17 protein-coding genes and 1 tRNA gene are annotated in these 17,332 nt (G+C 64.1%); 3 read left to right on the top strand and 15 right to left on the bottom strand.

Annotated features, from left to right (window positions below; translation table 11 throughout):
- Positions 1-87 precede the first annotated feature (87 nt).
- The 4 genes from XH89_RS34635 to mbfA all read right to left on the bottom strand — a co-directional run bounded on the left by XH89_RS34635 (position 88) and on the right by mbfA (position 3,743).
- Entirely contained in the window at positions 88-441 is a 354-nt protein-coding gene (locus XH89_RS34635; RefSeq protein WP_194464755.1) for a nuclear transport factor 2 family protein, read from the bottom strand.
- Between the two features lie 173 nt (positions 442-614).
- On the bottom strand, positions 615-2,087 hold the full coding sequence (locus tag XH89_RS34630; protein WP_194464754.1) for an amidase: 1,473 nt from the start codon (positions 2,085-2,087) through the stop codon (positions 615-617).
- An 89-nt stretch (positions 2,088-2,176) separates the two neighbouring features.
- Positions 2,177-2,707, bottom strand: coding sequence for a cytochrome b (locus XH89_RS34625; RefSeq protein WP_194464753.1), 531 nt, complete (start codon positions 2,705-2,707; stop codon positions 2,177-2,179).
- Between the two features lie 64 nt (positions 2,708-2,771).
- Positions 2,772-3,743, bottom strand: a complete 972-nt coding sequence (mbfA, locus tag XH89_RS34620) for an iron exporter MbfA (protein WP_194464752.1) — start codon at positions 3,741-3,743, stop codon at positions 2,772-2,774.
- Positions 3,744-3,924: 181 nt separating this feature from the next.
- Here mbfA and XH89_RS34615 point away from each other — a divergent pair, with 181 nt between their 5' ends.
- Positions 3,925-4,647, top strand: a complete 723-nt coding sequence (locus tag XH89_RS34615) for a hypothetical protein (protein ID WP_194464751.1) — start codon at positions 3,925-3,927, stop codon at positions 4,645-4,647.
- A gap of 146 nt (positions 4,648-4,793) precedes the next feature.
- Here the strand turns inward: XH89_RS34615 and XH89_RS34610 are convergent, their stop codons facing one another.
- The 6 genes from XH89_RS34610 to XH89_RS34585 form a co-directional block, all read right to left on the bottom strand.
- Entirely contained in the window at positions 4,794-5,171 is a 378-nt protein-coding gene (locus XH89_RS34610) for a hypothetical protein (RefSeq protein WP_194464750.1), read from the bottom strand.
- A gap of 110 nt (positions 5,172-5,281) precedes the next feature.
- Entirely contained in the window at positions 5,282-6,430 is a 1,149-nt protein-coding gene (locus XH89_RS34605; protein ID WP_194464749.1) for an alpha/beta fold hydrolase, read from the bottom strand.
- A 162-nt stretch (positions 6,431-6,592) separates the two neighbouring features.
- Positions 6,593-7,462 carry an MBL fold metallo-hydrolase gene (locus XH89_RS34600; RefSeq protein WP_194464748.1) on the bottom strand — a complete coding sequence of 290 codons (870 nt, stop codon included), beginning with the start codon at positions 7,460-7,462 and terminating at the stop codon, positions 6,593-6,595.
- Positions 7,463-7,476: 14 nt separating this feature from the next.
- The gene (locus XH89_RS34595; RefSeq protein WP_194464747.1) at positions 7,477-8,088 is read right to left on the bottom strand and encodes a glutathione S-transferase family protein; all 612 of its coding nucleotides are present in this window, start codon (positions 8,086-8,088) and stop codon (positions 7,477-7,479) included.
- A 130-nt stretch (positions 8,089-8,218) separates the two neighbouring features.
- Positions 8,219-9,061: a fumarylacetoacetate hydrolase family protein gene (locus tag XH89_RS34590; protein ID WP_194464746.1), complete on the bottom strand. Its 843-nt coding sequence runs from the start codon at positions 9,059-9,061 to the stop codon at positions 8,219-8,221.
- A gap of 256 nt (positions 9,062-9,317) precedes the next feature.
- The gene (locus tag XH89_RS34585; protein ID WP_194464745.1) at positions 9,318-10,166 is read right to left on the bottom strand and encodes an MBL fold metallo-hydrolase; all 849 of its coding nucleotides are present in this window, start codon (positions 10,164-10,166) and stop codon (positions 9,318-9,320) included.
- Between the two features lie 133 nt (positions 10,167-10,299).
- Between XH89_RS34585 and XH89_RS34580 the strand changes: the two genes are divergently transcribed.
- Positions 10,300-10,731 carry a DUF3775 domain-containing protein gene (locus XH89_RS34580; protein ID WP_194464744.1) on the top strand — a complete coding sequence of 144 codons (432 nt, stop codon included), beginning with the start codon at positions 10,300-10,302 and terminating at the stop codon, positions 10,729-10,731.
- A 222-nt stretch (positions 10,732-10,953) separates the two neighbouring features.
- Here the strand turns inward: XH89_RS34580 and XH89_RS34575 are convergent, their stop codons facing one another.
- The 5 genes from XH89_RS34575 to XH89_RS34555 form a co-directional block, all read right to left on the bottom strand.
- On the bottom strand, positions 10,954-11,943 hold the full coding sequence (locus XH89_RS34575; protein ID WP_194464743.1) for an NADPH:quinone reductase: 990 nt from the start codon (positions 11,941-11,943) through the stop codon (positions 10,954-10,956).
- Positions 11,940-12,722 carry an SDR family oxidoreductase gene (locus tag XH89_RS34570; protein ID WP_194464742.1) on the bottom strand — a complete coding sequence of 261 codons (783 nt, stop codon included), beginning with the start codon at positions 12,720-12,722 and terminating at the stop codon, positions 11,940-11,942. Before XH89_RS34570 ends, XH89_RS34575 begins: the two co-directional genes overlap by 4 nt.
- 126 nt (positions 12,723-12,848) lie before the next feature.
- On the bottom strand, positions 12,849-13,361 hold the full coding sequence (locus tag XH89_RS34565) for a CvpA family protein (protein ID WP_194464741.1): 513 nt from the start codon (positions 13,359-13,361) through the stop codon (positions 12,849-12,851).
- A 354-nt stretch (positions 13,362-13,715) separates the two neighbouring features.
- Complete coding sequence (locus XH89_RS34560; protein ID WP_194464740.1) at positions 13,716-15,308, bottom strand: GMC family oxidoreductase; 1,593 nt, start codon at positions 15,306-15,308, stop codon at positions 13,716-13,718.
- Between the two features lie 128 nt (positions 15,309-15,436).
- Entirely contained in the window at positions 15,437-16,897 is a 1,461-nt protein-coding gene (locus tag XH89_RS34555; protein WP_194464739.1) for a coniferyl aldehyde dehydrogenase, read from the bottom strand.
- A gap of 310 nt (positions 16,898-17,207) precedes the next feature.
- Between XH89_RS34555 and XH89_RS34550 the strand changes: the two genes are divergently transcribed.
- Positions 17,208-17,284, top strand: a tRNA-Met gene (locus tag XH89_RS34550).
- The last annotated feature ends 48 nt before the right edge of the window (positions 17,285-17,332 follow it).

Raw genomic sequence — 17,332 nt, 5'->3', positions numbered from 1 at the left:
CGGCGGTGATTGACTCGCGAGGCCGCGGCGTACTGGATGCCCCCGGTCAAGCCGGGGCATGACAGCGGAGTGTGAGGACAGCCCACCTCACCGCGACACATGCGCGGATACCGCGAGCCACGTCCCGTTCTTCTTCGCCCAGCAATCGGTATATCGTCCGGTCGCCTGCTGGCCGTCCGCGGTGGTGTAGCTCGTTGCTGCGTGGATGATGGCGAAGTCGCCCATGATGCGGATGATGACGTCAAACGCATGCAGATTGCGGATCGCGATCGGACGCGCCGTCTGCTCCAGGAAGGCGGCGCGGTCGACCAGGGTCTTGTCGGGGTTGGAGCAGTAGAACTCCGGCGCCAGGATCTCGTTGAAGCGCTTGACGTCGCAGTTCTGGACGGACGCAACGTAGTCGCGGTTGAGTGCAGTGAGCTGTTCAAGGTCCTGGCTCATGGTGCGTTCCCTCCCTTTAGACAGTCCCGGGACGCGGATCATGCGCCCCCGGAATCTCTCAGTCATTTTGCTCCGTCATTGCGAGGAGCGCTTGCGACGAAGCAATCCAGACTGCCGCCGCTGATAGATTCTGGATTGCTTCGCTGCGCTCGCGATGACGGGCGGGGCGAAGACTAGTCGTCAAACATCTTCGGCGGCACGAACCCGCCGAACTCGTGCTCGATCAGTTCGGCCAGCTTGAGCGGCGTGCGGTCCTCCAGCCACGGGCCGACGATCTGTACGCCGACAGGCAGTCCATCCGGCGCAAAACCCGTCGGGATCGCGGTCGAGGGCAGGCCGGGGAGCGTGGCGATGCCGGGCCAGGCGAGCTGGTCGGTATAGACGTGCTCCTTGCCGTCGATGGTGATCCGGCGCTGCTCCTGGTCTTCTGAATGATCGTGCGGATAAGCCGGCGTCGGCATGATCGGGCAGATCACGGCATCGAACGTCTTGAACAGCTCGCGCCATTGTGCGCGCAGCCGCGTGCGTCCGCCATTGGCCAGGAGCCAATCACGATGGCTGAGCGCAATGCCGCGCAGGCGTTCGGCCTGCAGGCTGTCGTTGCTGGCAGGCAGTGCGGCCGCTGCTGCAACCGCGCCTGCGTAGAATTCGGGCGGGAAGCTGGCGGCGAGAAACGACAGCAGCATCCGCATATAGAGGCGCGAGGACGCCGCGAAATCCGGCAGCAGCGGACTGCTGCGTTCGATCTTGACGCCGGCCTTGGCGAGGTTGTCGGCGAGCGTGTTGATGCTTCCGCGTATCGTGCTGTCGGTCGGCAGCACCGGGTCGGTATCCACCACGAGGACGCGAAAATCTTTCAGCGAGCCGTGACGCGCGGCGGGCAGCGCGAGCCTGTAGGCCTTGCCGTTGTCGAGCGGGTCGGGCCCGGCCATGACGTCGAGCAGCAAGGATAGATCGCCGGCGCTGCGCGCCATTGGGCCGACCACGGCGAGATCGCGCTCATAGGCGAGTGGCGGAGCCGGCGGCGGCGTATGGCCGCGCGAGGGCAACAGATCGAAGGTCGGCTTGTGCGCGTAGACGCCGCAGTGAAAGGCCGGCACGCGCAGCGAGCCGCCGATGTCCGAGCCGAGTGAGAGCGGGCCGTAACCGGCCGCGAGCGCCGCCGACGAGCCGCCAGAGGAGCCGCCCGGCGTGCGGCCGAGATCGTAGGGGTTGTTAGTGGTGCCGTAGATGTCGTTGTAGCTCTGCCAGTCGGCGAGGGCGAGCGGCACGTTGGTCTTGCCGAGCACGATGGTGCCGGCGTCCTTCACCCGCGTCACCGGCAGCGCATCTTCCTTGGCGATGAAGTCCTTGTGCGCGGGATTGCCCCAGGTCGTGGGCAGGCCGGCGATGTTGTAGGATTCCTTCACGGTCATCGGCAGGCCAAGCAGTGGCTTGCGCTCGCCCCGCGCGAGCGCCGCATCGGCTGCGCGCGCCGCGTCGAGCGCGCGGTCGAAATCGCGGACGCAGATCGCGTTGATCTTGCCATCGTGCCGCTCGATGCGGTCGATCGCATCCTGCGTGAGCTCGACCGACGAGACCTTCTTTGCCGTCAACGCGGCCGACAGCTCGATCGCGCTCTTGAAACTCCATTCTGATTTCGCCACGACATGCTCCTGCGCTTCACTGGTGGATGATGCGCAGTTTTAACCGATGCCGCAACCGCCGTTTGATCGCGGTTGATCTGTCCGGAGCTTTACCCCGGCAGCATGCGCTGCATCACCCGGTCGCGATAGACGAAGATGTGCACGAGCGCGGCGGCGATGTGAAGGCCGATGGTGACCAGCAGCGCCCATTCCATCGCCTGATGGAGGCCGTCGATGGCGCGGCCGGCAGCCGCGTTGTCGGAGGCGAGCATCGGCAGCGGCACGAGATAGAAGAACGACACGGACCATCCCCGGAACGACGCGAACAGCCATCCCGAGAGCGTGGTCGCCAGCACCAGGGCGTAGAGCAGCCAGTGAATGGCCTCCGAGGACAGGCGTTGCCAGGGGGGCAGAGAGCTCTCAGGCGCGACGGGATGGGTGAGACGCCAGCCAAGGCGGAGCGCGGTCAGCGTCAGGATCACAAGTCCAATCGATATGTGAAACGTCATGCCGGCGCCCGGGCTCATGCCCCGATGGATGTCAGGCATGAGCCAGCCGATCGGGTATTGCATGGCCAGCAGCGCGACGATGAGCCAGTGAAAGATCTTGGCGGGTGTACCGTATTGAAGACGAAGGGTCATGAGAATCCTGCCTTGAACGCCCGTGCGCCACGGTGAATGAACGACGCTGCTTCAGCGTTGCCCCCTACGCCGCCCCGATCAGGATGCCCACCGCCAGCACGATCGCGCCGCCGAGCACGATCTGGAATACGGCCTGAAGGAACGGCGTGTCCATGTAGCGCGCGCGGATGAAGGCGATCGCCCACAATTCGAAGAACACGACGATGCAGGCGATCGCGGTCGCGATCCAGAACGCATTGGGCCACGTGTCCGGGACGAGATAGGGCATGGTATGGCCGAGGCCGCCGAGCGTCGTCATCGCGCCGCAGGTGACACCCCGCAGCCACGGCGAGCCGCGCCCCGTGAGCGAGCCGTCGTCGGACAGCGCTTCCGCAAAGCCCATGCTGATGCCGGCGCCGATCGAAGCCGCAAGGCCGACCAGAAACGTCTGCCAGTTGTGATGCGTTGCAAAGGCGGCGGCAAACAGCGGCGCCAGTGTCGAGACCGAGCCGTCCATCAGGCCGGCAAGGCCCGGCTGCACATATTGCAGCACGAACATCCGCCGTCGCGTGCGATCTTCCTCGGCGCGCACGTCGGGCTTCAAGATCTCGTCGGTCAGTCTTGCTGCGGTGTTCTCGTGGCTCTTTTCCGCTTCGGCGAGGTCGCCCAGCAACCTGCGCACATTGACGTCCTCGGCCTGCTCGGCGGCCTTCGCATAGAAGCGCTCGGCCTCGAGCTCCATGGTCTCGACTTCCCTGCGGATGGTGTCGAGCGGTAGATTTTTGGTGAGCCAGATTGGTCGGCGCTTGAGGAATCCTTTGACGTCCTCGCGGCGGATCGGCGGCAAATGCTGGCCGAAGCGCTGCTCGTACAATTCCAGCAGCATGTGGCGATGGCCGCGCTCTTCCTCGGCCATCTGCTCGAACAGCTTGGCCGAGTCCGGATAGCGTTCCTTCAGATCCTCGGCAAAGGTCATATAGATGCGGCTGTCCTCCTCCTCGGAGGAGATCGCGACCGCGAGCACCTCGCGTTCGGTCAAGTCGGCAAAGTTCTTCACGAATGGCCCTGTTGTGAGTTTAGAATGGTTCTAAAGTGATATAGGCTGCAATTCGTTCAGGGTCAATTCACGCGCGCCGCGCGAATCCTGGCAATCCGCGTGCCGCCACATGGCGCTTGTGAGATGGAAGTCTGCCGCGACGTACAGGTCGAATTCTGTTGTGTGAAGGGACGGGTGAATAATGGCCAAGGTCAAGTTTCGTCTCAACGATCCGCGGCTGGCGCCCCGCCGCACCAAGCTGGAAATTCCGGGATGGGCCGGCACGCGCGAGCCGCGTGCGAGTGGTTCGCGTGAGCAGGTTTGGCATTGCGTGCCCTTCTCCGAAGGGGCGCAATACGGCATCGAGCTGTTCTATCCCTATGACTTCGAGCTTCATGTCACGACAAGAGACGGGGGTCTGATCCTCGAGGCCGATTGGGGCGAGCCGCCGGAAGGTGGCGCGGAATGGCCGCCGTTTCGCAAGTTTGGCGATGCATTCTACACCTACCAGATCCTGCTCGATCTCAAGGTCGAGAAAGGCATGGCGATTCGGACCGAGCCGCATCCGCGCTTCTATGCCGACCGGACCGACACCGTGCCGATCGCAGTCCCTGCGCTGATCCGCAATTGGTGGCCGATGATGTTCTTTTGCGTCTTCAAGGCGCCGGCTAAGGGGCGTACTCATATCTTCCGGCCGAACGAGCCGTTCGCGCAAATCATCGTGATTCCCGAGGAGGCGAACTTCGTGCTCGAACCCATGGAGGAGGAGGAAGCGGCGGAGCGCGAGCTGCAGGCTCGCCGGATCTACAACAATCGTCCCAAGCTGGCCGCCGGCACCGAATGGACGTCGTCATCCGATACGGTGTTCGACGGCACTTACCGCCATCTCCATCGTGCGGCCAAGGAGAAGGCCCGCAACGAATAGGATCGGCGACCGCTCGGGCTTGCCGCCTCCGCTACGCTGCGTGCGGCACGATTCGCAGGTGCTTCCATCTGATGTTGCCGGCGACGGCCTTGAAAAACAAACAGGACCCGAAGGTCCTGTTCATCTCATTCACGGTGCCGGCAACATCAATAATAATCGCGGCGATAGAAGCTGTGATGGTGGTGATGATGATGGTGGTGATGGTGGTAATACCGCCGATACCGCGGCACCACCACGACCGGCGCGTCGTCATAATAGCGATAGCGCCGATAGAAGCTGTGATGGTGATGATGGTGGTGATGATGGTGATAGTAGAGTTGCGCGACCTGAACATTCTTGTCCGCTTTCGGCGGGGCCGCTTCATCGATGGCTTGCAGCAGGGCGCTGGCGTTCGCAATCGGCTCCAGCAGGTCGGCATATGAATTCGCCTGCAGAACGTCCGTCGGTGCCGGTGCCGCTTCGACCGCGCCAAGCGTCCCGAGCGCAGCCACCGCGCCCAACAATCCGGCGATCTTCTTGTCCATTTTCATCTCCATGGTCGCCGGACGTAGCTCCGGTATCCCGCAACGTCAGACATTGCCGAATGTTCCCTGAACCGCGGATTAATGCCCTGTGACGAGATGGTGGCGTCGCTTCAGACCGTTGCTGCGTCGCGGAGGAAGGTCAGCAGCAACCGGCTGACCTCGGCGGGCTGCTCCTGCTGCACCCAATGGCCGGCGCCATCAACGAGATGGCAGCCGAGCATCCTGGTGCAGCCACGCCCCTGCATCGCCTCGAACACGCCGGGACGCTGATAGGTGCCCCAATCCTGCTTGCCCGCGATGAAGCAGGAGGGCACGTCGATGCTGCGGCCCGCGAACAGTTGCATCTCGTTGTTGAGCACGCCCGTCGTGCCGTAGCGATACCATTGCAGGCCGCCCTGGAATCCGGTGCGACCATATTCGGCGCTGTAAAAAGCAAGATCACTGTCCGGCAGCCATTGATTGGCGGCAACCGCGGCAGGCGAGGGCATCTCCTTCGCGACTGTCTGGGGCATCGTTTCGCCGAGGTCCATCACGTAATAGGTCGGCAGCTTTGCAAGCTCGCTCGCCGACCATGATTTGAGCGGATACGGCTCGTTGTCGATCCAGTCGGCGCTCTTGTGATGGTAGTAGGCGCGCAGGAAATTGTGCAGGCCCTGCGGTGCGTGCAGCATGTCGGAATTGGCCGCGCGTGTCGAATAGTACCATTGATAGTGAATGCGCGGGCGCGGCAGCGCGGCGAGCTCGCGATGCACGGAATCTTCCGGCGCTGGGCTTGCCGGGGTATCGACGGTGTTGAACGGCAATGCCGGCGCGCCGCCGAACGGAGCACTCATCAGCGTCACCGAGCGAAACACATCGGGGCGGATCAGCGCGCACCAGGCGGCAACCGGGCTGCCGAAGTCATGCCCCGCCAGATCGACCTGCCTGTAACCAAACGCCGATACCAGCGAGAGCGCATCGCGCACCAGATTAGGAAGCGAGAACGGTGCGAGATCGCCGTCGTAATCCGCACTGCAGCCCGTAGTGCGGCCATAGCCGCGCTGGTCAGGCGCGAGGACGTGATAGCCCGCGGCTGCGAGTGCTGGCATCACCTTGCGCCAGGAGAATGCGAGCTCGGGAAAGCCGTGCAGCAGCAGGATGCAGCGACGGCCCTTGGTCTCGAAGCCGGCCTCCAGCACATGCATGCGCAAGCCGTTGATGCCATCGACATAACGCGAGCGGATGCCGCCGGGGAGAGGAATGTCGGGAAGTGCAGTCATTGCTTCCTCCACACGGGTGGAATCGTAGGGTGGGCAAAGGCGCGCTTGCGCCGTGCCCACGTTTATCAAATACGGCAACAGAACGTGGGCACGCTTCCGCCTTCGCTCTTCGAGCTACGGCGGACAAGTCGCTTTGCCCACCCTACGGGTGCGGTGGCTCGGCTACACCGCCGCGCAGACGAAGCCGCTGCCCTTGCGCTTGATCTTCCCCACCGAGGGCGAGGGGAAATGCGCGGTGCAGCACAGCGTGTCGGTGTCGCAATAGCGCTCCAGAAAACCGCGCCGCGTCGTGGCCGCCCTGGCCGGATCGACGTCGAACTTGATCGACAGCTCCGGATAGAGCGTTTGCAGCGGCGAGTGCATGAGGTCGCCGGAAAACACCGCGTCGTCCTTGCCGCGCCCCATTGCGATGGCAATGTGGCCGGGCGTATGGCCCGGCGTCGGCACGATGCGGACGTGGTCGCCGATCTGGTGATCGTTGCCGACAAGTTCGTGCCTGTTCGCTTCGACCACCGGCAGCACGCTGTCGGCGAACGGCGGAATCTCCGTTTTCGCATTCTGCTCGAACCAGTGGTCGTATTCCTGCTTGGCGAAGACGTAGCGCGCCTTGGGGAAGGTCGGCACCCAGCGGCCATTCTCCAGCCGCGTATTCCAGCCGACGTGATCCACGTGCAGATGCGTGCACATCACGAAGTCGATGTCGTCAGGCGTGAACCCGGCGGCATTGAGCCCGCGCAGGTACGTGTCGTCCGTCTTCATGTTCCATTTCGGCCGCTGCGGCCGCGGCTTGTCATTGCCGATGCAGCTGTCGATCAGGATGGTGTGGTGCGGCGTCTTCACCACATAGGATTGGAAGCACAAGAGCAGCACGTCCTGCTCGTCCAGCGCTTTGGCCTGGCGCATCCAGGCCCTGTTCTCGGCCAGCACCTCGGCCGTGAGGCCGGGCAGCATGTCCAGCGCCGGCACGAAAGAGGTTTCCTGTTCGATGACGCGATGGATGGTGAGGTCGCCGACCGCGTATTTCAGGCTCATGAGAACTCCTGCGCTTATGCGGCCGGCGGCACCGAGATCTTCACGGAGGGCCGCTCCAGCATCTTCTGATGGAAGGCGTCGAGCTTCGGATAGGCCTTGCGCCAGCCGCAATCGGCGAAGCGGAAGTCGGCGTAGCCGAGCACGCAAACGAGGCCGATCTGCGAGATGTCGAACGGGCCGTTCAGTACCTCAGGCATGTTCTCGAAGCGCGCCATGCCGGTCCAGGCCCGGTTCCAGTGGTCGTCCGACCACGCTTGCCATTGCAGGCCCTGCGGCCGCACCATCTTCTCGTAGCGGCACAGCAGCATGGAATCGAGCATGCCGTTGATGAGCGAGTGATTGGTCTTGGCCTTCCAACGCCGCGGGCCGTAATCCGGGATCAGGCTGCCGCCGGCCATCTCGTTGAGATATTCGACGATGACATAGGAGTCGAGGATGACGTCGCCGTCGTCAGTGATCAGAACCGGCAGCTTCTTCAGCGGCGTGATCTTCGAATAGTCCTCGTTGACCGTGCCGGGCGCGACGGTCGCCGGCGTGAATTCGATCTTGTCGATCAGCCCGAGCTCGATCGCGGCGATGCGCACCTTGCGGGCGAAGGGCGAGGCGGCGGAGAAGGAGAGTTTCATGGTGAATGTCCTACGGGGTAGCCGGCAGTTGGTTTTCGTCATTGCGAGCGACGAAGCAATCCAGGCTGCCTCCGTAGGATCATCTCTGGATTGCTTCGCTTCGCTCGCAATGACGGGTAGAGCGGCGGCCTTACGCCGCCACGATCTCCTGGCGCTGCTCGCCGAGGCCTTCGATGCCGAGCGTGATGACATCGCCGACATTGAGGAAGGTCGGCGGCTTCATGCCGAGGCCGACGCCGGGCGGGGTGCCCGTGGTGATGATGTCGCCCGGCAGCAGCGTCATGAATTGCGAGACGTAGGAGACGCACTTGGCCATCGAGAAGATCATGGTCTTGGTCGAGCCGGTCTGGCGGCGCTGGCCGTTGACGTCGAGCCACATCGACAGGTTCTGCACGTCCTTGATCTCGTCCTTGGTGGCGAGCCACGGGCCGACCGGGCCGAACGTGTCGTGCGACTTGCCCTTGGTCCACTGGCCCAGGCGCTCGGTCTGGAAGTTGCGCTCGGAGACGTCGTTGCAGACGCAAAAGCCGGCGACGTAGTTCAGCGCGTCGGCTTCCGAGACGTACTTGGCGCGGGTGCCGATGATCGCGGCGATCTCGACTTCCCAGTCGAGCTTGGTGGAGCCGCGCGGCTTCTCGACGTTATCGTTCGGGCCGCAAAGCGAGGTATTGGCCTTCATGAAGATGATCGGCTCGGTCGGAATGGCCGCGCCGGTCTCCTTGGCGTGATCGCTGTAATTGAGGCCGATCGCGACGAATTTCGAGATGCCGGTGACGGGCGCGCCGAAGCGCGGCTTGCCTGAGACGGCGGGCAGCGAGGCCGGGTCGATGGCGGCGAGCTTCTTCAGAGATTCCGGCGAATAGGCCTCGCCGGTGAGGTCCTTCAGGTGCGCCGACAGGTCGCGCAATTGGCCGGATTTGTCGATCAGGCCGGGCTTTTCCGCACCCTTTTCGCCATAACGAACAAGCTTCATTCTCGTTTCTCCCTTGGGATGGACTGATCGGTTAAATAGCTTCATGGAACAGGGCGGCGGGAAATTCAACCGCCGAAAACGGGGCGCATTGCAGGCTTTCGGATTCGACGGGCGCGGGTTGTTAAGATGCGTGTCCCGGACGCGACGCAGCGCGAAGCGGTGCGGTGCGGTGCAGAGCCGGGACCCATGCCGCGGCATTCTGGGTCCCGGCTCTGCGGAGCAGCGTTGCACGCTGCACCGCGTCCGGGACACGAGATCACCCCAGCGCCACAAACTTGAACGCATCGCCCTCCCGCCGGATATGCCCGGCCGAGAAATGGCCGCCGATCACCAGCGTCGGCGTATCGGCAAAGCGGCCGAACAGCACGCGCCGCGTGTCGGTCGATCGCGCCTGATCGGAATCCGCGGTGGAGGACCAGTCGAGATGCGCCATCTGGCAGGGGTGATGGGCGACGTCGCCTGTCAGCAGCCCCTGTTCGCCATCGGATTGGATCAGGATGCTCATATGGCCGGGACTGTGGCCGGGTGTCGGGATCATGCTGATCTCATCCGAGAGCCGGTGATCGCTTGCGATCAGATCGGCGCGGTCGGCATCGACGATCGGCTTGACGGAATCGTCAAAGACGGCGCGCTTGTCCGGCTCGGTGGAATGGTCGCGCCAGTGCTCGTACTCGGTGCGCCCGAACACGTAGCGCGCCTTGGGGAAGGCCGGCACCCATTTGCCGCCGACCAGCTTCGTATTCCAGCCGACATGGTCGACGTGAAGATGCGTGCACAGCACGGTGTCGATGCTGTCGGGGTCGAAGCCCGCCGCACTCATCATTTCCAGGAACGGCGTGTTGCGGTTATTCCAGGTCGGGACGTTGCGGCCCTGCTTGTCGTTGCCGAGGCCGGTATCGACCACGATCCGGCGCGACGGCGTCTCCACCACCAGCGAATGGATCGACATTTTCAGCCGGCCCTCTTCGGTGGCGAAATGCGGGATCAGCCAGGGCAGCTTCCGGATCTCGTCGTTGCTGGCCAGCGGCAGGATGAACCGGGTCGAGCCGACCGTTTCCAGCTCCACCACCTTGGTGATTTTGACCTTGCCGACCTTCCACTGCATCGGGCGCGCCCCCATTTTCTTGTTTCGCGGCGAAGATGCGCACTTTCCGCCAGGAAGCGCAATGGATCATCTGTCGCGATGTTGCGTTATCGAGGGAACCCGGACCAACCCAGACGACGAGCAGGGGGAGCCCATGCCAGAGCTTGCGATTTCCGCCGACAAGGTCGCCTTCATCATCGAGAAGGCGCGCGAATTCGACGTCAAGGAATCCGGCTCCGATCCGGAGTCGGGCTCCAACCCGTCCGATGACGACGAGATCGACGTGCTCGAGGACACCAATTCCGATCCGGTCGCAGCCGAGCTCGCCGGCTTCATCCGGGCCCTCAACGAGGACGAACAGATCGACCTGGTCACGCTGATGTGGCTTGGCCGCGGCGACGGCGATGTCGACGAGTGGGATGATCTGCGCGCCCGCGCAGTCGAGGCCCGCAGCGAATACAAGGCACCCCGCCGCGAGACCGTGCGGTATCTGCTGGGCGAGCCGATGCTGGGCGATCTGCTTGCCGACGGCATGGACGAGCTCGGTATCGACTGGAGCGACGAGCGGACCACGCCGGTGGGGTGACATGCGTTAGGTTGACTAGATCGAGCCACGTGCTCGGTGCACCTCTCCCGCTTGCGGGAGAGGTCGGCGCGTCACGGGCGATGCGCAGCATCGTCCCGCGCGCCGGGTGAGGGCTTTCTCCTCTAGGGGGTTATCTCGTTGCGGAGAGGCAGCCCTCTCCCCAACCCTCCCCGCAAGCGGGGAGGGGCGCATCTTCCTCCTGGCAACAGACGAACCTGAACGCTACCGCGCGCAGTCGACGATCACCGTGCCGAGTTTGTCGCCCTTCTCGACGGCGAGATGCGCCTGCGCCGTATCCGACAGTGCGAACTGCGCCGCGACGTTGTGTATTCGCGGGCCCGCCGCCAGCCATTTTGAAATGTCGGCCTGCGCCGCGGCGAGCAGCGACGGCGGCAGGGCGAACAGCACCAGCGATCGCAAGTTGATGCACTTCTCCATCAGCTCGCGCATCGGCACCGCGGGCGTGCGGTTGCCGTTGGTCGCGTAGACCGCAATGGTGGAATTGACCGCCATCAGCTTCAGCGTGGTCGCGATATTGCCGCCGAAGTCGACATCGACGACGTGGTCGACACCGCGTCCGCCGGTGAAGGCCATCGCTTTCGCAACGACGTCCTCGTCTTTGTAATTGACGACGAGATCGGCGCCCGCGCGCCTGGCCTGCTCGCCCTTCAGCGCCGAGCTGACGGTGGCGATCACCTGGGCGCCGCCCCATTTTGCGAGTTGCACCGCATAGTGCCCGACCGCGCCGGCGCCGCCGGTGACGAGCACGGTCTTGCCGACGACAGGCCCATCCGCAAACAGCGCGCACCACGCGGTCATCGCGGGGATGCCGAGCGTGGCGCCCTCCGCAAAGGAGAGATGGTCCGGCAGCGGCGTCACCAACTGCTCGGCTAGCGCGATACATTCCGCCGCCGTGCCGAAGGCGCGGCCGTTGCGCTGGCCGTTGAACAGCCAGACGCGGTCGCCGGGCTTGAAGCGCGTCACGCCATCGCCGATCTGATCGACGAAGCCTGCGCCGTCGCTGTTCGGAATGACGCGCGAGAACTCCATCGCGCGATAGGAGCCGCCGCGCCGGCTGACATCGGCGGGGTTGACGCCGGAGGCCTCCAGGCGAATGCGAACTTCGCCGGGGCCTGCGACCGGCGTCGCCATCTCACCATAGGTGAGAACGTCGACGGCCGGCCCTGTTTGCTCGTACCAGACCGCTCTCACAGCGTTCCCGGGAAGGCGCCGCCGTCGAGCAAAATGTTCTGGCCGGTGATGAAGCCGGCCTTGGCGCCGCAGAGGAAAGCGCAGGCATAGCCGAACTCGTCGGGCTGACCGAAACGGCCGGCCGGGTTGAGCTTGGCGCGCTCGGCCAAAATCTGCTCCGGCGTGACGCCGCGCTTGTCGGCTTCGCCCTTCGCGGTGCTGGTCAGACGATCAGTCTCGAACGGGCCGGGCAAGAGGCCGTTGATGGTGACGTTGTTGATCACGGTCTTGCGCGACAGGCCGGCGATGAAGCCGGTGAGGCCGGCGCGTGCACCGTTGGAGAGGCCGAGGATGTCGATCGGCGCCTTCACCGCGGCCGAGGTGATGTTGACGATGCGGCCGAACTTGCGCGCCATCATGCCGTCGACGGTCGCCTTGATCAGCTCGATCGGCGTCAGCATGTTGGCGTCGATCGCCTTGATCCAGTCGTCGCGGGTCCAGTTGCGGAAATCGCCGGGCGGCGGGCCACCGGCATTGTTGATCAGGATATCGGGCTCGGGGCAGGCCTTCAGCACGGCTTCGCGGCCGGCAGGCGTCGTGATGTCGCCGACGATCTCGGTGACCTTCACACCGGGATAGGCCTTCCGGATCTCGTCGGCCGTCTTCTTCAGGGCTTCAGCGCCGCGCGCGGTCAGCGTGACGTCGACGCCGGCTTCCGCCAGCGAGATGGCGCAAGCGCGCCCCAGGCCCTTGCTGGATGCGCAGACGATGGCGCGGCGACCTTTGATCCCAAGATCCACTGTTTCACTCCCGAAAATAGCAGGCAGGTTTTTGGACGGGCGCACTCTAGCCAAGAGAGGTGCCGCTGATAAGGGAGGGGCCCGCGTCAAAATGCATGGCGACCGGAGCTGCGATGCAAATGCGCCCTAGATGCGCCGCTCCTGCTTGAGGCGGTCGATCGCGGCGGCGGCCTCCGGCGGCAGCGACTTGAAGCCCATCTGCCCGACCAACGAGAACAGTGGCCGCAGATGCGAGCCGGCGAGGAAGGGCGGTTGGCGGTTCGGCGGCACGATCTGGTCGAACACCAGCACCAGCGTGGTGGTGACGAGGCCGACCCTGATGGCGCCGAGCGCGGCGCCGCCGAGCCGGTCGCCGATCCCGGCCTCGCGGATCGTGTCGCTCAGCGCAAGGCGGCCGAGATATCCGAACAACATGCCAACGACCAGGAAGATGCCGAAGAACCAGATCCAGTTCTGGAAAAGCGGTGCGTTCGGATTGCCGGCGACCTGCGGCACGATCAGCGGCATCAACGCGACGGCGATGGGGGCGGCGAGGAGATAAGCCAGGATGGTCATGGCGCTGCCGAGCAGGCCCGTCCTGAAACCGAAGCCGATCGCAAGGGCGAGCGCAGCATAGACGGCGAGATCAAAACTGTTCATGAGCGAAACCCTGCCAATGGAACGAATGAACGTCGAACCGATCGTTCCGGTTTCATATCGCTAAAATCGTCTGTATTTTGGCTCCTGCATCTCAGGATTGCATTGCTTCATGACTATTCGACGTCAGTAAAGAAAAAGATCTTCGTGTGCGTGTTTTGTCTTCGCGTTGACCACGGCTGTCGTCCCGGACAAGCGCGCCCAAAGCGCGCGCAGATCCGGGATTCCCGCGCGAGCGCTTGCGCTCGTCGCGATACCCACAGGGCGTGGTTTGGCGACGACTCGTGGTGACCGTCTCCCGCCACACGTCTCCCTGTGGTTATGGGTCCCCGCGTTCGCGGGGACGACAGCGGAGGGCTACCGCGCCTCCGCCCGGATCATGTCCGCCGCCTTCTCCCCGATCATGATGGCAGGCGCATTGGTGTTGCCACCGATCAGCGTCGGCATGATCGAGGCATCGACGACGCGCAAGCCCTCGACGCCATGCACCTTCAGCGTCGGATCGACCACGGCCATCGCATCGGTGCCCATCTTGCAGGTGCCGACCGGGTGATAGACGGTGTCGACGCGATCACGCAGGATAGCGCGGATGTCGTCGTCGGTGCGCACATCTGACGTGAACATGTCCTTCTTCTGTAATGCGCGCAACGCCGGCGTCTCCATCAGCCGCCGCGTGGTCTTGAAACCCGCGACCATCGATTCGAGATCCTCCGCTTCGCCCAGAAAATTCGGATCGATCATCGGTGCGGCGAACGGATCGGCGCTTTTCAGCCAGACGCTGCCGCGGCTCTTCGGCCTGAGCAGGCAGACGTGGCATGAGAAGCCTGCCTCCTTGTGTTTCTTGCGGCCGTGATCGTCGAGCATCGCGATGACGAAGTGCAGCTGAATGTCAGGCACGTCGAGATGGGCCTGCGTCTTCAGGAAGCCGCCGCACTCGGCGAAATTGGTGGTCATCAGGCCGCGCCGCTCCCTCCGGTAGCGCTGGATGCCGCGGAGCAGCGACGGCAACCGACTGAGCGATGAATGAACGAAGTGCGGATAGTCGGAGGCGTAGACGAACACGAAATCCGGATGGTCCTGCAGATTGCGCCCGACGCCCGGCAGATGATGCGTCACGCCGATGCCGTGTGCGGCAAGCGCCTCGCCATCGCCGATGCCTGACAGCATCAGGAGTTGCGGCGACTGGAAGGCGCCGGCGGCGAGGATCACCTCGCGCCGCGCGCGCAGCTGCTTCTTCTGCTTGCCCTGCACATATTCGACGCCGATCGCGCGTCCACCTTCGAACAGGATTTTCGTCGCATGCGCGCCCGTCTCGACGCGCAGATTCGCGCGCTTGTCCATGTGCGGCTGCAAATAGGCCCGCGCCGCGCTCCAGCGCTCGCCCCTGTGCTGCGTCACCTGGTAGCTGCCGAGGCCTTCGTGGTCCTCGGCGTTGAAATCCTCGCGGATGCGGAACTGCGCCTCGCGCGCGGCCTGATGGAAGATCTCATGGATCGGATTGTCCGAGCGCAGCCTGTTGACATGCAGCGGCCCGCCCTTGCCGTGATAGTCGCCGTCGAAATCGACATTGTTCTCCGAGCGCTTGAAATAGGGCAGCACGTCCGCGTACGACCAGCCTTGGTTGCCGAGCGAGGCCCAGTGGTCATAGTCCCATTTGTGGCCGCGGATATAGACCATGGCGTTGATCGCCGAGGAGCCGCCGAGGCCCTTGCCGCGCGGTTGATAGCCGATCCGGCCGTTCAATCCCTTCTGCGGCACCGTATCGAAGGCCCAGTTCGCTTTGCTGTAGGGCAGCGCCAGCCCGAACGGCGTCGTGATCCGCCAGCTATCGTTGCGTCCGCCGGCATCGAGCAACGCAACTGATGTCGCCGCATCCTCCGACAGCCGCCCCGCCACCGCGCAACCGCCGGAGCCCGCGCCGACGACGATGAAATCGAATGTGTCCGTCACTGATGTTTCCCCCCACGAGAGTTCTTTGTTGTTGTCGTCATTGCGAGCGAAGCGAAGCAATCCAGGCTGCCGCCGTGGAGGGATTCTGGATTGCTTCGCTGCGCTCGCAATGACGGTGTTTGTAGCCCCTACGACATGAACCGCATCATCTTCTCCAGCCGCGCGATTCTGCCGCCATAGGGCGGATAGAGATCGGCAAGGCGATTGAACTTGGAGCGGTAGAACACCGGCTTCAGCTTGCTGAAGGAGCGGAAGCCCCATTCGCCGTGATAGGCGCCGGTGCCCGAAGCGCCGACGCCGCCCATCGGCTGGTTGATTTGCGCGAAGTGAAACAGGCAGTCGTTGATGGTGACGCCGCCGGAGGTGGTGCGCGCCAGCACCGCCTCGCGCGCGTCGCGGTTCGTGCCGAACCAGTACAGTGCAAGCGGCCGGTCGCGGCGGTTGATGAAGGCGATCGCTTCCGCCGGCTCGCGATAACCGAGCACCGGCAGCACCGGGCCAAAAATCTCCTCCTGCATCACCGCCATGTCTTCAGTGGCACTGAGGATCAGCGTCGGCGGAAACTTGCGGTGCGCCTTCCAGTTGGGATCATCAGTCTTCGCCGGCTGCAGGATCTTTGCCCCGCGTTGGGCTGCATCCGCAACCAGGCCTTCGAGCCGCGCATAATGGCGGTCGGAAATGATCGAGGTGTAATCCTTGTTGGCGGGATCGGCACCGAACATGCGCCGCATCTGCGCGCGCACCTTCTCGGCGAAGGCCTGCAGCGAACGTTCCGGCACCAGCACATAATCCGGCGCGATGCAGGTCTGCCCGGCATTGAGCAGCTTGCCATAGGCGATGCGCTCGGCGGCCTCGTCGAGATCGGCTGATGCATCGATGATCGCGGGCGATTTGCCGCCGAGCTCGAGCGTCACAGGCGTGAGATTGCGCCCCGCGGCCTCCGCGACCAGCCGCCCGACCCGGGTCGAGCCGGTGAACACGAGATGATCGAACGGCAGGTGTGCGAAACCCTTTGAGACTTCGTCCTCGATGCCGGTGACGAGCAGCTCCGTCGCATCGAACTGTTGCGCCACCGTTTCCCTCAATAGCGCGGAAAAGTGCGGCACCAGCTCGCTCGGCTTGATGATGATGCGGTTACCGGCGGCGATGGCGCCGATCGCAGGCGCGAGCGTGAGCTGCAGCGGATAATTCCAGGGCGCGATGATGCCGACGACGCCGAGCGGCTGCGGGATCAGCCGGTTGCGCGCGGGAAGGAATTGCAGCGCGGTCGCGACACGCTGCGGCGCCATCCAGGTCTTAAGATGCTTCGTCGCATGCCGGATTTCCGAGAACACCATCATCGTCTCGGCAATGGTGGTCTCGACCGCCGAGCGGTGACCGAAATCGGCCGAGATCGCCTGCCGGAAGCGCTCCTCATTCTCGGCGACCACGGCGCGCAAGCGCGCCAGCCGGTCGAGCCTGAGGGCGCAATCGGCCGGCTCCTCGGCCCGCGAGCGCGCGACCATGGCCTGAAAGCTGTCGGTGAGCGCGGCCAGCGGGGCGCCCGCCAGGGGGCGGCGGTCCACACTCTCGTCCAGGGACTTGTCCATGGCGCTCCTCCCCATCAGGCGTTTCCCCGCTGTTTTGTTGCCGCAAGCTGGCGCTTTGCGGAACTTCTGGCAAGTGCAGGGCAAACCGGCCGGAATCCGTGGCTACGGCCTGTCATAAAGTCGAAAAAAACGTCCCCGCAGCCCTTTCCAAAGCCAGCCCGGGTTGGTACATACGCCCCGCACCCGACGGGCCTTGGCCCGGGGTTGCCTTCCAGGGAAGCCTTCGGGACGGGAGAAGCAAGCCACGCGAACAGCGTCGGCACTCAATCCACCGTCCCCGGCATTTTTACGAAGGCGCGCAAGTGTTTAACGCGGGGTGGAGCAGCCCGGTAGCTCGTCAGGCTCATAACCTGAAGGTCATAGGTTCAAATCCTATCCCCGCAACCAAATTCGGACTTTACCGGTTCCGATACGAAAATGGCCCGCATCACGCGG

Origin of the sequence: Bradyrhizobium sp. CCBAU 53340, from assembly GCF_015291645.1 — a bacterium.
Lineage (GTDB): Bacteria > Pseudomonadota > Alphaproteobacteria > Rhizobiales > Xanthobacteraceae > Bradyrhizobium.
This window is presented reverse-complemented; position numbering and strand designations above follow the sequence as displayed.